General features: G+C 64.8%; 18 protein-coding genes, 1 tRNA gene and 1 pseudogene. 14 read left to right on the top strand and 6 right to left on the bottom strand.

Annotated features, from left to right (window positions below; translation table 11 throughout):
• The first annotated feature begins 49 nt into the window (after positions 1 to 49).
• From HDA45_RS22850 to HDA45_RS22835, 4 genes are read left to right on the top strand one after another with little or no spacing between them, the layout of a single operon-like run.
• Complete coding sequence (locus HDA45_RS22850; RefSeq protein ID WP_184898510.1) at positions 50 to 433, top strand: TIR domain-containing protein; 384 nt, start codon at positions 50 to 52, stop codon at positions 431 to 433.
• Positions 430 to 891, top strand: coding sequence for a RipA family octameric membrane protein (locus HDA45_RS22845; RefSeq protein WP_221471216.1), 462 nt, complete (start codon positions 430 to 432; stop codon positions 889 to 891). The genes HDA45_RS22850 and HDA45_RS22845 overlap by 4 nt, the downstream gene beginning before the upstream one ends.
• On the top strand, positions 891 to 1,190 hold the full coding sequence (locus HDA45_RS22840) for a DUF7701 domain-containing protein (protein WP_184898508.1): 300 nt from the start codon (positions 891 to 893) through the stop codon (positions 1,188 to 1,190). The genes HDA45_RS22845 and HDA45_RS22840 overlap by 1 nt, the downstream gene beginning before the upstream one ends.
• Before the next feature lie 4 nt (positions 1,191 to 1,194).
• Entirely contained in the window at positions 1,195 to 1,809 is a 615-nt protein-coding gene (locus HDA45_RS22835) for a hypothetical protein (protein ID WP_221471215.1), read from the top strand.
• 11 nt (positions 1,810 to 1,820) lie between these two features.
• Here HDA45_RS22835 and HDA45_RS22830 read toward each other — a convergent pair whose 3' ends face one another.
• Entirely contained in the window at positions 1,821 to 2,240 is a 420-nt protein-coding gene (locus tag HDA45_RS22830; protein WP_184898506.1) for an NUDIX hydrolase, read from the bottom strand.
• Positions 2,241 to 2,248: 8 nt separating this feature from the next.
• Positions 2,249 to 2,605: pseudogene (locus HDA45_RS22825) on the bottom strand (DUF5919 domain-containing protein); the annotation flags it as partial.
• A gap of 14 nt (positions 2,606 to 2,619) precedes the next feature.
• On the opposite strand from HDA45_RS22825, the gene HDA45_RS42425 reads away from it, so the two are divergent.
• Positions 2,620 to 2,901: a tyrosine-type recombinase/integrase gene (locus tag HDA45_RS42425; RefSeq protein WP_343072299.1), complete on the top strand. Its 282-nt coding sequence runs from the start codon at positions 2,620 to 2,622 to the stop codon at positions 2,899 to 2,901.
• 1,493 nt (positions 2,902 to 4,394) lie between these two features.
• Here HDA45_RS42425 and HDA45_RS22815 read toward each other — a convergent pair.
• Positions 4,395 to 4,470 (bottom strand) — tRNA-Lys (locus HDA45_RS22815).
• Positions 4,471 to 4,569: 99 nt separating this feature from the next.
• Between HDA45_RS22815 and HDA45_RS22810 the strand changes: the two genes are divergently transcribed.
• From HDA45_RS22810 to HDA45_RS22800, 3 genes are all read left to right on the top strand, one after another.
• Positions 4,570 to 5,109, top strand: a complete 540-nt coding sequence (locus HDA45_RS22810) for a DinB family protein (RefSeq protein WP_184898504.1) — start codon at positions 4,570 to 4,572, stop codon at positions 5,107 to 5,109.
• A 25-nt stretch (positions 5,110 to 5,134) separates the two neighbouring features.
• On the top strand, positions 5,135 to 6,508 hold the full coding sequence (locus HDA45_RS22805) for a nitrosuccinate lyase (RefSeq protein ID WP_184898503.1): 1,374 nt from the start codon (positions 5,135 to 5,137) through the stop codon (positions 6,506 to 6,508).
• Positions 6,509 to 6,590: 82 nt separating this feature from the next.
• A complete protein-coding gene (locus HDA45_RS22800) occupies positions 6,591 to 7,586 on the top strand; it encodes an SCO0930 family lipoprotein (RefSeq protein WP_184898500.1) in 996 nt (331 codons plus the stop codon).
• Between the two features lie 12 nt (positions 7,587 to 7,598).
• Here the strand turns inward: HDA45_RS22800 and HDA45_RS22795 are convergent, their stop codons facing one another.
• Complete coding sequence (locus HDA45_RS22795) at positions 7,599 to 8,195, bottom strand: DUF4383 domain-containing protein (RefSeq protein WP_184898498.1); 597 nt, start codon at positions 8,193 to 8,195, stop codon at positions 7,599 to 7,601.
• A gap of 197 nt (positions 8,196 to 8,392) precedes the next feature.
• On the opposite strand from HDA45_RS22795, the gene HDA45_RS22790 reads away from it, so the two are divergent.
• On the top strand, positions 8,393 to 9,304 hold the full coding sequence (locus tag HDA45_RS22790) for a serine hydrolase (RefSeq protein ID WP_184898496.1): 912 nt from the start codon (positions 8,393 to 8,395) through the stop codon (positions 9,302 to 9,304).
• Between the two features lie 45 nt (positions 9,305 to 9,349).
• On the top strand, positions 9,350 to 10,180 hold the full coding sequence (locus HDA45_RS22785) for an oxygenase MpaB family protein (RefSeq protein WP_184898494.1): 831 nt from the start codon (positions 9,350 to 9,352) through the stop codon (positions 10,178 to 10,180).
• On the opposite strand, the gene HDA45_RS22780 is transcribed toward HDA45_RS22785, so the two are convergent.
• Both HDA45_RS22780 and HDA45_RS22775 read right to left on the bottom strand, forming a co-directional pair.
• Entirely contained in the window at positions 10,181 to 11,398 is a 1,218-nt protein-coding gene (locus HDA45_RS22780; protein ID WP_184898492.1) for an alpha/beta hydrolase, read from the bottom strand. It abuts the gene before it with no gap.
• A 136-nt stretch (positions 11,399 to 11,534) separates the two neighbouring features.
• A complete protein-coding gene (locus tag HDA45_RS22775) occupies positions 11,535 to 12,482 on the bottom strand; it encodes an alpha/beta hydrolase (protein WP_184898490.1) in 948 nt (315 codons plus the stop codon).
• A gap of 136 nt (positions 12,483 to 12,618) precedes the next feature.
• Here HDA45_RS22775 and HDA45_RS22770 point away from each other — a divergent pair, with 136 nt between their 5' ends.
• The 4 genes from HDA45_RS22770 (at position 12,619) to HDA45_RS22755 (ending at position 16,656) form a co-directional block, all read left to right on the top strand.
• Entirely contained in the window at positions 12,619 to 13,086 is a 468-nt protein-coding gene (locus tag HDA45_RS22770) for a MarR family winged helix-turn-helix transcriptional regulator (RefSeq protein WP_184898488.1), read from the top strand.
• A gap of 27 nt (positions 13,087 to 13,113) precedes the next feature.
• Positions 13,114 to 13,962 carry an SAM-dependent methyltransferase gene (locus tag HDA45_RS22765; RefSeq protein WP_184898486.1) on the top strand — a complete coding sequence of 283 codons (849 nt, stop codon included), beginning with the start codon at positions 13,114 to 13,116 and terminating at the stop codon, positions 13,960 to 13,962.
• A gap of 128 nt (positions 13,963 to 14,090) precedes the next feature.
• Positions 14,091 to 14,627: a PadR family transcriptional regulator gene (locus HDA45_RS22760; protein WP_184898484.1), complete on the top strand. Its 537-nt coding sequence runs from the start codon at positions 14,091 to 14,093 to the stop codon at positions 14,625 to 14,627.
• A gap of 10 nt (positions 14,628 to 14,637) precedes the next feature.
• Complete coding sequence (locus tag HDA45_RS22755; RefSeq protein WP_184898482.1) at positions 14,638 to 16,656, top strand: NADPH-dependent 2,4-dienoyl-CoA reductase; 2,019 nt, start codon at positions 14,638 to 14,640, stop codon at positions 16,654 to 16,656.
• Positions 16,657 to 16,688: the final 32 nt, after the last annotated feature.

Genomic DNA, 16,688 nt, shown 5'->3' with positions numbered 1-16,688 from the left:
AAGTTCGGCAGTATGCTTCGACATTAAGATGACGAGAGGATTCAAAATCATGACAAAGCGAGTCTTCATCAGCTTCGACTACGACTACGATCAATTCTTAAAGGAAGCTTTAGTCGGACAGTCTAAAAATGCCGACTCGCCGTTTTCGATTGCAGATTGGTCGATCAAAGAAGCCTCCGCAGACTGGAAGAAAAAAGCGCGATACCGAATTCGCGCCTCCGATATCGTAGTCGTGCTATGCGGAGAACATACTCACCAGGCAGTTGGGGTCGGCGTTGAGCTTGAAATAGCCCAAGAAGAGGAGATTTCTTACTTTCTCCTACGGGGGTACAGTTCGAAAACTTGCTACAAGCCAACTACGGCGCGTGCATCAGATAAGATGTACGACTGGACCTGGCCGAACCTCAAGAAACTAATCGGTGGCGCCAGGTGACGGATAAAGCGTCGGAGATTGACCCGCGGGAACTCGAATTATATAAGCTAGCTGTTGAAATGGCCGATCGAGTATCCGCAAGGCGCTCGGCCGCGAATACATTCTACCTGACAGTTCAAACCGCTTTTGTCACAGTCCTAGGAATAGCTACACCTAAGCTGAATGAATCCAACTGGTGGAACTCCTTAGTTGTATCAATTGTCGGGATGGCAATTTCAATATCGTGGTGGCTGCAGTTAAGGAGTTATCGAGACCTGAACAAAGCGAAGTTTACGGTCATCAACAAAATGGAAGATAGGCTGCCAGTTAGCATCTTCTCCGATGAATGGGAAGGCCTCAAAAAAGATCCAGTTCCAGGCTGGCGTGGAAGATATGCCGAACTGGGAACGATTGAGCGAATAATACCTGCACTGTTCGCCGTTTTGTACCTACTACTACTGGTTGCTAGACTCACCTAATGTCTAACTACCTGTCAGATCTGGCGGCAAGAGTCAGGGCAGCGGTGCCCTCGGAAGCCGAGCCACCTGCAGATACTGATGACCTGTTCGTCCTGTACGCGATCCTCGTTCGAGTAAAAGGCACACAGACTTCACTTTCAGATGTACATGATGCTTGGTCCGGTTGGATCATCCAGAAGGGCATGCAACATAAATCTCTTGTCCCATTTGATCAACTAGACGCGAGCACCAAGTCAGAAGATAGTCCCTACCTAGCCGCAATACATAAGGTTGCCCACGACCTGGACAAGAACACCTAAACAGATGCCCGAAGACGAGCATGGCGGCGTAAAAGACGGCCGCTCTTCCTACCTAGAGCCAGGAACCGGGTACGGAACCTCGATTTTCTTCAGCTTTCCGAAGCCTTACAATGCTGCTCAAGTAGCCTTCATCAGGCACTTGTCGGACAACTTGAAGAGCCGAGGTTTTTTCCCACGCACACTAGGGGTCACCGATTACGACATGGATGCGCCCTTGCGGGCCGTCAGGCGTCTAATGTTTGAGTCCCACGGACTTCTCGCTGTAGCATTTCGACGGATTTACGTTAAATCCGGCACGGGCAACTTTCGAGCCGACCTCGACCATATCAATCAGTATCCACTGTCGGACGTCTGGCTCAGCACTCCTTGGATCCACATTGAGCCAGCAATGGCTTACCAGCTCGGCCTACCCACTTTGATCATGCGAGAAACCGGCGTTCTCGCAGATGGACTCCTCGAAAAGGGCGTAACTGGTCTGTACGCACCAGAATTTGACCTTACAGGAGACCCTCTCAACTACCTGAAATCATCGGAGTGGAATCAGATATTAACCCGCTGGGAGCATCAAGTACGAACAGTGCTTGAAAGAAAAGGAAACCCGCCCAGACTATACGACTAGCCGGGCTTTGATTAATCTTGCAAGCACGGACGAATTAACGGATCTCCATACAGCCTGGTCCAGGCTACTTCTTTGCTCTCGTCACTCGTTCGAATCCCGCCGCTTTTTGGGACCGCCCGAAAGCAGATCGAGAACTCCTGGCGAACTTCACCATCGTCGTAGGCGATCACGTGCTTGGGATCCGAATACAGCCCAATCACGCCCGTGATCTCACACTCGATGCCGGTCTCCTCGCGGACCTCCCGAACCGCCGCCTCGGCTAGTGTTTCGCCGAGTTCCAATTGGCCACCTGGGATCGAGTACAAATCGTTGTCAGTACGCCTGATCATCAAGATCCGGCCTTCGTCATCCTGGATGAATGCTGAGACCGCTACTACGATGCTGTTGGCCTCGGGCGCGTTCGGGTCGTTGTAGTAGTCGACTCGGGGCATGCTGCCTCCTAGAAGGTGGCCGGCTTGGCGAGGTTCCAGACTGACTCGAAGCTCTCCGAGTATGTCTCAAAAAGGTCCCCGGCGGAAAGTCGTCGCAGGTGGAGGGATGGGGCGTGGGCTCCCTGGAACCCGTACACGTGCGTGTTGATGATCATCTCATCGTCGAACCGGAAGATCGAGTTGTAGAGCGTCGTGTTGTGGAAGCGCATCTCCACCCCGTCGACCCCGACCAGGGGCCGGTAGGAGGCCAGCGCGTTGCGGATGCGCGCCGCGAGCGTCCCGTCGCCGAGCTGCTCCTCCTCGCCGCGCAGGGCGACACTGTCTCCCTCTGGGTCTCCGAACATAAGACGGATCTTCGCGCCCGCCGGATGGCCGGCCACTGGCTAGCCCGATCTTCGCCAACACGACCGGCACGCTGCGGGACCCGAACAACGTCCTGCGGGTGCTCCGCGAAATCCGGGGATCGGACGACTTCCTGTGGCTCACGTCGCACAACTTCCGCAAGACCACGGCAACCGCCCTGGATGACGCGGGCGTCTCAACGCAGCTGATCGCGGACCACCTCGGCCACTCGCGGGTGTCGATGACGCAGGACACCTACCTGGGCCGGAGAACGGTCGACCCGATCACGGCACAAGCCCTTGAGGATCTGCTTGACTAGCCATCGTCTTCGAGAGGCTGACGGAATGTCGCTCTGACGGCCTCTCGAACGGTCGCTCAGCACACCTTGTAACACAAGTCGGTACACCACCGACCCCTCACCATGAGTAAGCGTGTTGACCTGTACCCGGGAGGAGCTCGGTAGGTGACTGGTGCGGGCCCCCTCCGCGTTGAAGTTAATATTCCGCGAGCGTCAAACCTCGGAGATCCTCAGAAGAAATTACTGATCGACCGGATCGAATCTTTCTCGAAAGAGTTATTCCACGCAGCAGAAACTTACGAGGAACGCTCCAGAGGAAACTCATCCAATATACGACAATTTACAACAACTCATATAGCAGACGCATACTTAGAGGTAAGGCGATCGGCCAAGCCCTCAAAAGGTGATCGAGCGTTCGCCTTCTTCCTTCGGCTCATCCTCTACCTTGCCGCCGCTGGCATTGGCGTCGGAGGAAATAAATTGGACCAGAGCTGGGGTATAGCATTATTCTGGGCCTCCCTAGCCATCGGCCTAGTTATGGTAGCAATCGTTGAGATTCGCGGCTGGAAAGGAGAATAGCCGATGGAACTTTGGCAAGATGCCGAGAGTCGGCTCACTCCCGCAGCTCGCGAAACACTCGATGAGCTCATCGAAGATATTCGTCGGCAGATCATACTGACAGCCGACCGCACAGCGTACAGTAGCGAGATCAGCGTAAGAGATGTAGTAGAAGCCGCCCAGCGCAGCGACGTTGCTCGTCCATCCGCGTCAGGCCCGGGATCGCACCGACGTCGTCGGCTAATATTTCTTGTCGCGATCATATACGCGACGATCGGTGCAGCAACTGCTTTTTATGGAGTGCTATCCAAGAATTTTCTCGACCTTCCAGGCAATACTTCGTCGCTTATCACAATCTCTGGCGCGAGCTTAATGACCGCATCAACCCTTCTGGTCGCTATTTCGTACCTGCAACTCAGAAAGGCTCGACGCGAGGAGAGCATACGAGGACGGACCGAGTATGGAATAAATGAGTTTTTGAGCGAGTTCGTCCAGGTCGAATCTAAACTGAGGCTATCAACGGCGAATCTACTAGGCGAATCCACGTCGGAACGACCAATAAATCAAATCGCGAGAGATCTCGCTAAGGCCGGGTTCCTAACAGAGGCTGACGTAGCCGAGCTCCAAGACTTGTCCGCGATCCGAAACAAGATTGTTCACGGAGCGACACAACCAGGGGATGCCGCGCTGCATCAAAGTGTTCGCCGGCTCACCCGACTACTTTCTGTAGTAGGTCGGCTCGCCGACAAGTGACAGGCCGCACGCGGGCATGGTCGCGACTCCACCGCGCGCCGGTCGTCCCGAGCGATGCTCGCCGCCCAGTGTGTCGACACATCGTGGGTCGCGTACCTCGTCCGCCCGGCGGTGCCGGAGGTAAAGGGTCCGAAGCTAAGCCGGGGGTAAGTCGGGGAGTGATCTCGCTCTTCGACTTACCCCTGGCCCCGGACCTGGGCGTTTGGTGGGCCGCCTGGGGCTCGAACCCAGAACCTACGGATTAAAAGTCCGCAGCTCTACCAATTGAGCTAACGGCCCGTGCGACCGAGTCTAGTAGATCGCCGCCGACCACCAGGATGGCGGGGCCGCCGCTCGAGCGCCACGGAATTGTCGGGGGTGTCTGCCATGGTCGTGGGCATGGACACGATCCCTGACGAGAACTACTCGCCCAAGTGGTCCGGTGACCGGCCGGAGCCGCCGCGGGTGGGGAGCGAGCGCGAGATCCTGACGTCCACGCTCGACTGGCACCGCCGCACCTTCGAGCTGAAGTGCCAGGGTCTGACGCCGGAGCAGCTGGCGCTGCGGCCGGTCGATCCGTCGACCCTGTCACTGCACGGGCTGCTCAGACACCTCACCGGGACCGAGCGCTGGTGGTTCCGCATCCAGTTCGCGGGTGAGGAGGTCCCGATGCTCTATTACTCCGACGAGCGGCCCGAGCAGGACTTCGACGACACCGATGGTGACGTCGAGGCCGCGTGGGCGGCGTGGCGTGAGGAGTGCGCGCGGTCGAGGCAGATCGTGGCGGCCGCCTCGCTCGACGACTTCGGCCGGACCCACGGCACCGGCGAGCCGTTCTCGCTGCGCTGGCTGCTGACGCATCACATCGCCGAGTACGCGCGCCACGACGGCCACGCCGACCTGTTGCGCGAGCGCATCGACGGGAGGACAGGCCACTGAGACCCGGTAGTGCGATGCTGGGCCGATGAACGCCGATCCCGATTCCGGCCTCCTCTCCCCGGTCCGCGCCGGCACGCCCGCCGAGGCGGCGACGGGTGATCTCGCCTGGGTGCGGGCCTTGCTCGATACGGAGGCCGCGCTCGCCAGGGCGCAGGCCCGCACCGGGTTGATCCCGCGGGCCGCGGCCGAGGCGATCACCGAGGCGGCCGCGTCGGCCGAGATCGACGTGGTCGCGCTGGCGAGGGCGGCGCGTGAGACGGCGAATCCGGTCGTGGGGCTGATCAAGGAACTGACGGCGGCGGCCGGTACGGAGTACGTCCATCGCGGCTCCACGAGTCAGGACATCTTCGACACCGCGATGATGCTGGTCGCCGCGCGGACGAGGGTCCTTCTCGCGGCCGACCTCGAGGCGACGGCGGACGCGCTGGAGGGTCTCGCTCGCGCGCATCGCGACACGATCATGGCAGGGCGCACCCTCACCGCCCACGCCGTTCCGACCACGTTCGGGCTCAAGGCGGCGGGCTGGCGCCAGCTGACGCTCGACGCGCTCGACAGGCTCAGCCGTGTCGTCCTGCCGGTCTCGCTCGGTGGCGCGGCCGGCACTCAGGCCGCGTACGCCGAGTACGCGCGTCTCGCCGAGCTGCCCGACGGCTATCCGCAACGGCTTCAGTCGGCCTTCGCCGAAGAGACCGGTCTCGCCGAGACCACGCTTCCCTGGCACACGCTCCGCACTCCGACGGCCGACCTCGCGGCCGCCCTCGCCTTCACCGCCGCCGCGCTCGGCAAGATCGCGGTCGACGTCCAGTTCCTGACGCGTACCGAGGTCGGCGAGGTCACCGAACCCGCGGGCGAGGGCCGTGGCGGTTCCTCCGCGATGCCGCACAAACGCAATCCGGTGCTGGCGACGCTGATCCGTTCGGCCGCGCTCCAGGTCCCGGTGCTGGCCACCGGCGTCACCCAGTCGTTGATTTCCGAGGACGAGCGGTCCGCGGGCGCGTGGCACGCCGAGTGGCAGTTGCTGCGCGAGTGCCTGCGCCTGACCGGCGGCGCCGCTTATACGGCGGCCGAGCTCGCGCGCGGCCTGGTCGTCAACGACGAGCGTTCGCGCGAGAACCTCGACTTCACGCACGGCCAGATCGTTTCCGAGCGGCTCTCGACGGTGCTCGCCCCGCTGCTGGGCAAGGCGCGGGCCAAGGAGGTCCTCGGACGCGCGTCCGGGCTCGCACTGAAGCAGGGCCGGAACCTCGGCGAGGTTCTTTCCGACCTGCCGGAGATAACCGGAGTCCTCCCCGCGGAATCCCTCGCCGACCTGCTGGATCCCGCGAACTACACCGGCTCGGCCGGGGCACTGACCGACAACGCGCTGGAAGCGCGGAAAGAAAATCCGGGAACTTCTTGAACCGGTCCCGAACAGGGCCCGTGTAGGGGGTACAAGCTCACCGCGCCAAGCCGCGGAACCCCTACGGACAAGGAGAAATCCCATGCTTCGCAAGCGTTTCGTCGTCGCAGCGGCGGCCGCGGCCGCGGGCCTGGTGCTGCTGTCGGCCTGCTCCGGTGGCACCGAGGCCGCCGCACCCGCCGTCGCACCCGCCGCGGCGGTCGCCGGAGCGGGCGGGAACGCCCCCGCGGCCAAGGGCGAGACCAAGGTGGCCGTGGCCGAAGCCGGGGAGCTCGGTCAGGTGCTCGTCGACAAGGGCGGGTTCACCTTGTACCGCTTCGACAAGGACAGCGCGAAGCCGCCGAAGTCCAATTGCGACGGTGACTGCGCGAAGGCCTGGCCGCCGGTGCTCGCCGACGGCGAAGTGCAGATCGAAGGCGTGGACCAGGCACTGGTCGGCGAACTGACCCGCGCCGACGGCCGCAAGCAGGTCACCGTCGGTGGTTGGGCGCTCTACCGCTACGCCAAGGACGCCAAGGCCGGTGAGGCGAAGGGGCAGGGTGTCGGCAGTACTTGGTACGCCGCGAACGCCAAGGGCGGCAAGGCGGGCCAGGCGGCCAAGGAGGCTCCGGCCGAGGAGAAGGCGGACGGCGCGACGAAGCTGGTCGCGAGCAACGTCGACGGCATCGGACCGGCCATTGTGGACCAGGAGGGCTTCACCCTCTACATGTTCACCAAGGACAAGAAGAACAAGCAGCCGACCTGCAACGGTGACTGCGCCAAGAACTGGCCGCCGGTGCTCGCCGAGGGTGACGTCCAGCTCGAAGGCATCGATGCGAAGCTGCTCGGCACGGTGAAGCGCGCGGACGGCACCACGCAGGTCACCGTCGGCGGCTGGGCCGTCTACCGCTACGCCAAGGACGCCAAAGCCGGCGAAGCGAACGGTCACGGCGTCGGCGGCACCTGGTTCGTCATCGAACCCGCCGGGTGCAAGAGCACCGCGCCGGTCAAGGACAAGGCGGCCCAAAGCGGGAACGCCGCCCCCAAGAAGGAGGAAGGCGCTCCCGCCCAGTCCGGTGGTTCGGAGTACGGATACTGAGCCCGAGAAGACCTAGTGGGCGAGGCCCGGCGGTCGCTCTTCCCGAGCGACGGCCGGGCTTTTCTCATGCTTCGGCCGACGCGAACCGTCCGCGACGGGTTCGACGACCGTGGCGCTGTCGGCCCGATCCGTCACGACGGTTTCCTCTTCGTCCTCCGGCAGCAGCACCTTGTGCCGCGCGGGCAGGAACGCGATCACCAGCCCGAGTGCGGCGAGGCCGAGGTGCAGCCAGTTGTCCGGCCCGTTGAGGTTGAACGGGTTACCCGCCTGTGAGACCGGGTTCGTCGAGACGGTCCCGGTGATCATGAGGCCCCAGACGAACAACGCCCCGAAGGCGGCGAACGTCAGGAGACCGAAGACCCGGGACCGGCCCGAGCCGAAGGTCAGCAGCAGACCGATCGCGCCCAGCAGGACGAATCCGAGGTTGTAGAGCGGGTTCACCGAGAACCCCAGGACTGTCGCGTCGTTCCGGCCGACGAAGTCGGCGAACCCGGTCCTGGTGAAGCCCACGATCCCGAACACCAGGAAGGCCAGGCTCGCCAGCCCGGCGAGGACCTGCGCGGGCTGGAGCCCCGCCGTCCGGATACGAGGGCGTTGTACACGTGCCATTGCTCCGCCTTCCAGAGTTGGCCACCTAAATTCACGCTGGGGGTCAGATACCCCGGCGGCCTCCCGGACAAACCGGAAAGACGCGCTCTGGCCACACCGCGCGGTCGGGACGTCACGGAACGCGTGGTCAAACGAGATCCACGCCACACGATTGGCCTAACCGCGAACACGAAAGTGTGAATCGGCCAACAACTCGTGTGGGCAAGGTGAGCGGAGTCTTCCTCCTCGTGGGGCTGTGCCTGGGAGCCATCATCGCGATGCTGCTGGTTCCACCGGCGCGTCCCGGCTCGGAGGCGATCGCGGTCGCGGCGTCCGGGGCGTCGGAAGTGACCGTGGACGTCGAATCGGCGCCCGCCGAATCACCTGCCCCGACGCCTTCCCCACCTTCGAAGTCCGCCGAGCCGGGCAAACCGTCGACGGACATCGACACGAAGGCCCTCGCGGAACTCGTCGACGGCGGACAGGTGAGCGTGGTCCTCTACGACCGCACGGCCAAGAAGAGCACGGTTTCCCTCAAATCAGAACGTTCCTACACCTCGGCGTCCCTCGTGAAGCTCCTCATCGCGCTCGAAGCGCTTCAGGCTGGCGCACCGCCGAGCAGCGTGCAGCGGATGCTCTCGGCCAGCGACGACGACATCGCCAGCAGGCTGTGGACCGCGTACGGCGGCCCCGCCATCGTCACCCGCTGGGCGCTCAAGATCGGCCTCGGCGGCACCCATCCGCCCGAAGATCCCGGCCGCTGGGGCGACACGCGGATCACCGCCGCGGACATCGTGAAGATCTACCGCTACGTGCTGGACCAGGTCAGCGCGGGAACGCGGACGACGATCATGCGGGCGTTGAGCGGCGCGACGGAGAGCGGCTCCGACGGGATCCGGCAGTATTTCGGCGTGCCGGACGCCGTCGGCTCCCTGCCCTGGTCGATCAAGCAGGGCTGGGCGTGCTGCCGCGGCTCACGGATCCTGCACAGCTCGGGCGTCCTCGGGAAGGACAACCGCTACATCGTCGTCGTGCTGACCTCTCAGCCGACGTCGACCACCTACGCCAGCGGCGGCAAAAGGGTGACTGACGTGGTGAAAGCGCTACTTCCCGCTATTGACGACATGTAAACAAGGTGGGACAGTGGCCGCACGCCGCTCTCTCGGGAGGTCGTCATGAGCACCGGATCCCGCCTGCCCGCCGTGACCCCGCTCGGCCCGGATTCCGTTGCCTGGCAAGTGGTCGGCGACCGGAGACTGCTGCTCGGCGCGGGGACCGCGCTACTGCTGCAGGTCGCCCATCCGGTGATCGGCGCCGGTGTCCACGACCATTCCGACTACGTCGAAGATCCGTGGGGCCGCCTCGACCGGACCATCGATTCGTTGCTGTGCCAGGTTTTCGGCGGCCGGGAAGCGATCGTGGAGGCCGAGCGGCTCCGCGAGATGCACAAGGCCATCAAGGGCGTCGACCATCACGGCGAGCGTTATCACGCGCTGAACCCCGAGGCCTACTGGTGGGTGCACGGCTCGACCTTCTGGACGACCGTCCGCATGCAGGACGTCTTCGTGCATCCTTTGTCCCGCATGGAAAAACGCCGCTTCTACGCGGAGTGGCGGCAACTCGGCCTACTCCTCGGCCTCCGTGAACACCACATGCCCGCGGACCTCGAAGGATTCGAGACGTACTTCGACGACGTCGTCGCGAACCGGCTCGAGGACAACCACACGGTCCGAGAACTGCTCGGCTCGATCACCATGCGGGACACTCCCCCGCCGCCGTGGTGGTTCTTGCCGGAACCCTTGTGGCGTCCCGTCCGGCCGGCGGGCGGGAACGTGCTGACCCGGTGCGCGATCGGCCTGCTGCCCCCGGCCCTACGCGACCGGTTGAGTCTCAAATGGACAGACGAGGACGAACGACGTCTCCAGCGGTTGGGCGCGGTCGTAAGGGCGGTAGGGAACCGAGTTCCCGCACGGCTTCGCTTGTACCCCAGGGCATATCGCGCCTAGCTACTCGACGACGTCGACCAGCGCGCCCTTCGCGCCGGTGTTGGGCAGGGGCCACGGCGTGACCCCGCCGTTGGAGACGATCTTCTTGTCCTGCGGCGCGCACGGCGGCACCGTCCGCGCGCCGATCCACGCCAGCACGTCGGGGACCTGCGCCTTGAAGGTGTTCATGTTGTGCCCGGCGTCCGGGATCCGCCACGACGAGAGCGTCGTGGGCGCGCGGACGGCCGCCTGCATCTGGTCGATCGAGAAGCTCTCGAAGTTTTCCTTCTGCCCGGCGATCGCGAGGATGTCGACCGGCGCCGGATGCTTCTGCATGTTCACCGTGACCGTGTTCGCGTCGATGATGTCCTGCCTGCCCTTGAACAGGTTCTCCGTCTCCGCGTCCACCGAAGCCTTGTAGTAGCCGCTGACGCTCGCCGCCTGGCCGTACCACTGCGGATGCCGGGTCACCAGGTTCATCGCGCAGTACCCGCCCGAGGACCAGCCCGCCATCGTCCAGGCCTTCCGCTGCGGGTTGGCACCGAGTTTCTCGATCGCCCAGTCGCGGATGTCGGCGGTCAGGTATGTGTCGTTGGCTGTCCCGTTGACCTCGTCGATGCACTCGGTGTCGTGGCCGATCTTCGGCTTCCCCGTCGGGTCCGGGATGACCACCAGGGTCGGCGGCAGCAGGTGTTTCGCGATGGCCGCGTCCAGTTTGGCGGGAAGTTCGTAGGGTCCGGTGACCACTTCCGGACCGGACGGGTAGTTCGGGATCCATTCGATGACCGGGAATTTGAGCGCCCGGTACGCGGGATCGTAGTACTGGGGCGGGAAGTAGACCGAGACGTCACGGGTGAGGCCGGTGCGCTTGCCGGTCACCGTCATGTGCACGACGGAGCCCTTGCCCTCCTTGGCCCGCATCGCCCCGGCGTCGCGCAGCTTGTCGAGGTCCGACCCGTTCTGGCCCGCGACGGCGTCGACGCTCTCCCCCGAGTAGACGCCGGTCCCGAACAGGGCGCCGACCGTCGGGAAGAACCCGCCGATCATGTTCCCGCCCATGGCGGTGCTGACCACGATCAGCACCACCGCGACGAGGATCGTGCTGCTGCGGCCGAGCACCTTGCGGCGCCAGCGCTCCCAGAGGAACGGCACGGCGATGATCGCGAGCAGCGTCAGCACCACGACGATGACGAGGTTCAGCGTGGAATCGAGCCGGATGGCACTCAGTCCCAGTCCCATGGCGATCGTGTCCCTCTCCGGCCGCGGCACGCCCCCGCACCGCACTTCCCACATCTGGATCAAGAGACGTGTGACCACCGGGAAGTGTTGTCCAGGGTGACGCGTGTCACCCTGGACAAACTGTGTCCTGGGCTACTCACCCCGCGAGAGCGGTACGCAACGCCTCGATCGCCTGCTTTATCGCCGCCTCCGCGGCGTGGGTTTCGCGCAGCGTGTTGAGCATGACGAAGTCGTGGACGATGCCCTGGTATCGCACGGCCGTCACCGGCACTCCGGCCTGACGCAGCTTCGCGGCGTACGCCTCGCCTTCGTCACGCAGGACGTCGGCCTCTCCGGTGATCACCAGCGCGGGCGGCAGGCCGGCCAGTTCGTCGAGGCTCGCCCGCAGCGGCGACGCGGTGATCTCCGCGCGCTGCGCCGGGTCGGTCGTGTACTGGTCCCAGAACCACTTCATGCCTTCGAGGGCGAGGAAGTAGCCCTCGGCGAACTGCTTGTAGGACTCGGTGTCGAAGTTCGCGTCGGTGACCGGGTAGAAGAGGACCTGCTGACGGAAGGTGACGTCGCCGCGCTGTTTCGCGAGCAGGGTGAGCGCGGCGGTCATGTTCCCGCCGACGGAGTCACCGGCGATCGCGATTTTCGTGCTGTCGAGCCCGTTTTCGGCGCCGTGTTCGGCGACCCACTTCGCCACGGCGTAGTTCTGCTCGAGGGCGACCGGGTAGCGCGCCTCCGGCGAACGGTCGTACTCGGGGAAGACGACGGCCGCGCCGGTGCCGACGGCGAGTTCGCGGACGAGGCGCTCGTGGGTGTGGAAGTTCCCGAAGACCCAGCCTGCGCCGTGGATGTAGACGATCACGGGCAGCGGGCCGGTGGCGCCCGGCGGGCGGACGATGCGGACTTCGACGCCGTCGACATGCGTGGTCTCGACCTCCGCGGCGGGCAATTCGACGTCACCGCCCTGGACCTCGTCGACAGCCTTGCGCCCTTCCTCGGGCGGCAGCTGGAAGAGGAACGGCGGGGTCGCGGTGGCCTCGACGAAGGCCTGGGCGGCCGGTTCGAGGACCAGCTTGTGCGGGTTGGCGGTCATTTTTGCCTCCTGGGGTCGATGACCTGAAGGTAGCTTGCAACTTAGTTGTACACAACTTAAATGCCTACAACGAGATTTAGCCCACTCGAGTGGCGGACTGGGGCATGATCGACGCACCATGGGAGAAGGAGGACCGATGCCGACGGAAAACACCGGATCGCTGTGCTTGGACGATCAGCTGTGCTTCGGGCTGTACGCGGCATCGCGGGCCGTGACGGCGCTTTACCGCGTGGTGCTCGACGATCTGGGCCTGACCTATCCGCAGTACCTGGTGATGCTCGCACTCTGGGAAGAGAACGAGCGGCTGGTCAAGGAGCTCGGCACCTTGCTGAGCCTCGATTCCGGCACGCTTTCACCGCTGCTCAAGCGCCTGGAGAAGTCCGGGCTGGTCCGGCGTGACCGGCGGGCCGACGACGAGCGGTCCGTTCGCATCAGCCTCACCGAGGACGGCGCCCGGCTCCGGGACCGCGCGAGCGGGATCCCGAAGGTCATCGGCGACGCGATGGGCCTCGACGCGGCCGGGCTCGCCCGCACCCGCGCGGAGCTCGATCGCTTGACCGAATCCGTGAACGCCTACCGCGAGGCCTACGTTCCCGCCGGTTAGCATGGGATTTCCGGCGCGGACAAAGGGATGACGATGATCGATCACGACGCGGCGCTCAAGGCCGTCGAGAACAGCTTGGACCGGCCGTCCGCGGCCCGGGTCTACGACTACTTCATCGGCGGCGACACGCACTACGCCATCGACCGCGAGTTCGCCGAAAAGGTGCGCAAACGCCTGCCGCTGATGGGCGATTACTGCCTGACCAGCAGGCAGTTCCTCGGCCGGGCCGTGCGGCACTGCGCCGAACTGGGTATCCGGCAGTTCGTCGACATCGGCTCCGGCCTGCCGACGGCGGGCAACGTGCACGAGGTCGCCGACGAGGCGCGGCCGGAGGAGGACACGCACGTCCTCTACATCGACAACGAGCCGATCGCGCTCGCGCACTCGACGCTGCTGCTCGCCGACACCGCCGACCCGGATCGGCACCACGCGATCGCCGCGGACCTGTTCGACCCCGAGGGTCTCTGGGAGCGGGTGATGGACTCCGGCATCATCGACGTCCGGCAGCCCATCGCGCTGGTGATCAACGCGGTCATGCACTTCATCAAGGACGAGCAGGATCCGGACGCGCTGCTGGACTTCTACCGCGACCGGCTCGTGCCGGGCTCGCTGCTGGTGATCTCGCAGATGACCAACGAGAACCCGGCCAACGACGAGGAGCGGCAGGCGCTGCTCGACATCCTCGAGTACTACGAGACCACGACGAACCCCGGTTTCCTGCGCACGATGGACGAGTTCCGGCGGTTCTTCGGCGGCTGGCCGCTGCTGGAGCCGGGCCTGGTCTACGCGCCGGCGTGGCACCCGGACGAGAAGACGGTTTTCGCGGGCGTGCCCTCGGAGTCGCGCGTCATCGGCGGTATCGCCCGCAAACCGTAGCTTTTCTCGCGTGAAGGCCCCCTTCCCTCAGCCATGGTTTTGAGTGACCAGCCGAGGGAAGGGGGCCTTCACGCGCTTGTGACGCGCGTCGCCTTGCAGTGCAACTAGGTGCATATGAAACTAGGTGCATGGCACTGGAGCACGCGATCCTGGTTTCGCTGTCCGAGCGGTCCGGCTCGGGCTACGAGCTGACGCGCCGCTTCGAGAAGTCCATCGGACTGTGGTGGAACGCCACCCACCAGCAGATCTACCGCGTCCTCAAGCGGATGGAGGACGCGGGCTGGGTCGCCGTCGACCATGTCGCGCAGTCCGGGAAACCCGACAAGAAGGTGTACACCGTCGGCGACGAGGGCCGGGCCGAACTGGCCCGCTGGCTCGCCGAACCCGATCCCGCGGCCACGGCCCGGGAACTCGCCGTGAAGATCCGCGGCGCGACGCTCGGTGATCCCGGTGCCGTCGCCGCCGAGATCACCCGGCATCGCGACACGCACGCGGCCCAGCTCGACGCGTACCTGCTGATCGAGAAGCGCGACTTCCCCGACCCCAGCGTCCTCAGTGGACAGTCGTTGCACCAGTTCCTCGTGCTGCGTGGAGGAATCCGAACCGAACAGGGCCACGTCGAGTGGCTCGAGGAAGTCCTCCAGGCATTCCACCACGATGCGTAAGGACCCCGCGATGAGCCAGTACCCGAACCTGCTGTCCCCGCTCGACCTCGGCTTCACCACCCTGCGCAACCGGGTGATCATGGGCTCGATGCACACCGGCCTCGAAGACAAGGAAGCGCATTTCCCGCAACTGGCCGAGTACTACGCCGAACGCGCCCGGGGTGGCGTCGGGCTGATCGTCACCGGCGGGTTCGCGCCGAACCGGACCGGCTGGCTCCTTCCCTTGGCGTCGAAGCTGTCGACACGCGCGGAAGCCAAGGCGCACAAACAACTCACTGATCCCGTGCACGAGGCGGGCGGCAAGATCGCGCTGCAGATCCTGCACGCGGGCCGGTATTCCTACCATCCGCTGAGCGTTTCGGCGTCGGGGATCAAGGCGCCGATCAACCCGTTCAAGCCGCGCTCCCTTTCCGGATACGGCGTGCTGCGCCAGATCCGCGCGTTCGCCGATTGCGCCTTCCTGGCCAAGGAAGCGGGCTACGACGGCGTCGAGATCATGGGTTCCGAAGGCTATTTCATCAACCAGTTCCTCGCCGAGCGCACCAACAAGCGCACCGACCGATGGGGCGGTAGCGCCGAAAACCGGCGCCGGATCGCCGTCGAGATCGTGCGCCGCACGCGTGAGGCGGTCGGCGAGGACTTCATCATCATCTACCGACTGTCCATGTTGGACCTCGTCGAAGGCGGCCAAAGCTGGGAAGACGTCGTCACGCTGGCCAAAGAGGTCGAAGAGGCGGGCGCGACGATCATCAACACCGGCATCGGCTGGCACGAGGCGAGGGTGCCGACGATCGTGACGTCCGTGCCGCGCGCGGCCTTCACGTGGGTGACCGGGAAGCTCAAACCGCACGTCGGGATCCCGGTCGTCACGTCGAACCGGATCAACATGCCCGAGGTCGCCGAGGAGGCGCTCGCCGGCGGCGACGCGGATCTGGTGTCGATGGCGCGCCCGTTCCTCGCCGACCCCGAATGGATCCGGAAGGCCGAGACCGGACGCGAGGACGAGATCAACACCTGCATCGCCTGCAACCAGGCCTGCCTCGACCACGCGTTCAAGCGGAAACTGGTGTCCTGCATGGTCAATCCGCGCGCGGGACACGAGACCACGTTGACCCTTTCGCCCACCCGGAAGACCAAACGCGTCGCCGTCGTCGGCGCGGGGCCGGCCGGGCTCGCGGCCGCGACCAGCCTCGCCGAGCGGGGGCACGCCGTCGAACTGTTCGAGGCCGAAGACGAGATCGGCGGCCAGTTCGGGATCGCGCGGAAGATCCCGGGCAAGGAGGAGTTCGCGGAGACCATCCGGTACTACACGCGACGGCTGGAGGTCACCGGCGTCAAGGTCCATCTCGGCAGCCGCGCGACCGCCGCCGCGCTCGTCGACGCCGGATTCGACGAGGTCGTGCTGGCCACCGGCGTCACTCCCCGGGTGCCGTCGCTGCCCGGCATCGACCACCCCAAGGTGCTGTCCTATGTGGACGTCGTCCGGCACGGGAAACCGGTGGGCGGCAGGGTCGCCGTGATCGGCGCGGGCGGGATCGGCGTGGACGTCAGCGAATTCCTGACGCACACCACCTCCCCCGCGCTCGATCTGGACGCGTGGATGGCCGAATGGGGCGTCACCGATCCCGAGCGGGCGCCGGGCGGGCTGACCGAGCGGAAGGTCGAACCGTCACCGCGGCAGGTCTTCCTGCTGCAGCGCAAGAAGTCCGGGATCGGCGCGGGGCTGGGCAAGACCAGCGGCTGGGTGCACCGGGCCGCGCTGAAGGCCAAACGCGTCGAGCAGCTCACCGGGGTCACCTACGACCGGATCGACGACGAGGGCCTGCACATCACCGTCGGTGACGAGCCGCGTGTGCTCGATGTGGACACCGTGGTCGTCTGCGCGGGACAGGAGCCGGTGCGCGACCTCGCCGACGAGCTTCGGGCGGCCGGACTGCCGGTGCACCTGATCGGCGGCGCCGACGTCGCGGCGGAACTGGACGCCAAACGGGCCATCGATCAGGGAACGCGCCTCGCCGCCGTTCTCTGACGAGTGGGCCCGCAGATGGCAGGATGAACCCT

Source organism: Amycolatopsis umgeniensis (assembly GCF_014205155.1).
GTDB classification, from domain to species: Bacteria; Actinomycetota; Actinomycetes; order Mycobacteriales; family Pseudonocardiaceae; genus Amycolatopsis; species Amycolatopsis umgeniensis.
The sequence above is the reverse complement of the archived record's forward strand: the minus strand, read 5'-3'. Positions and strand labels throughout refer to the sequence as shown.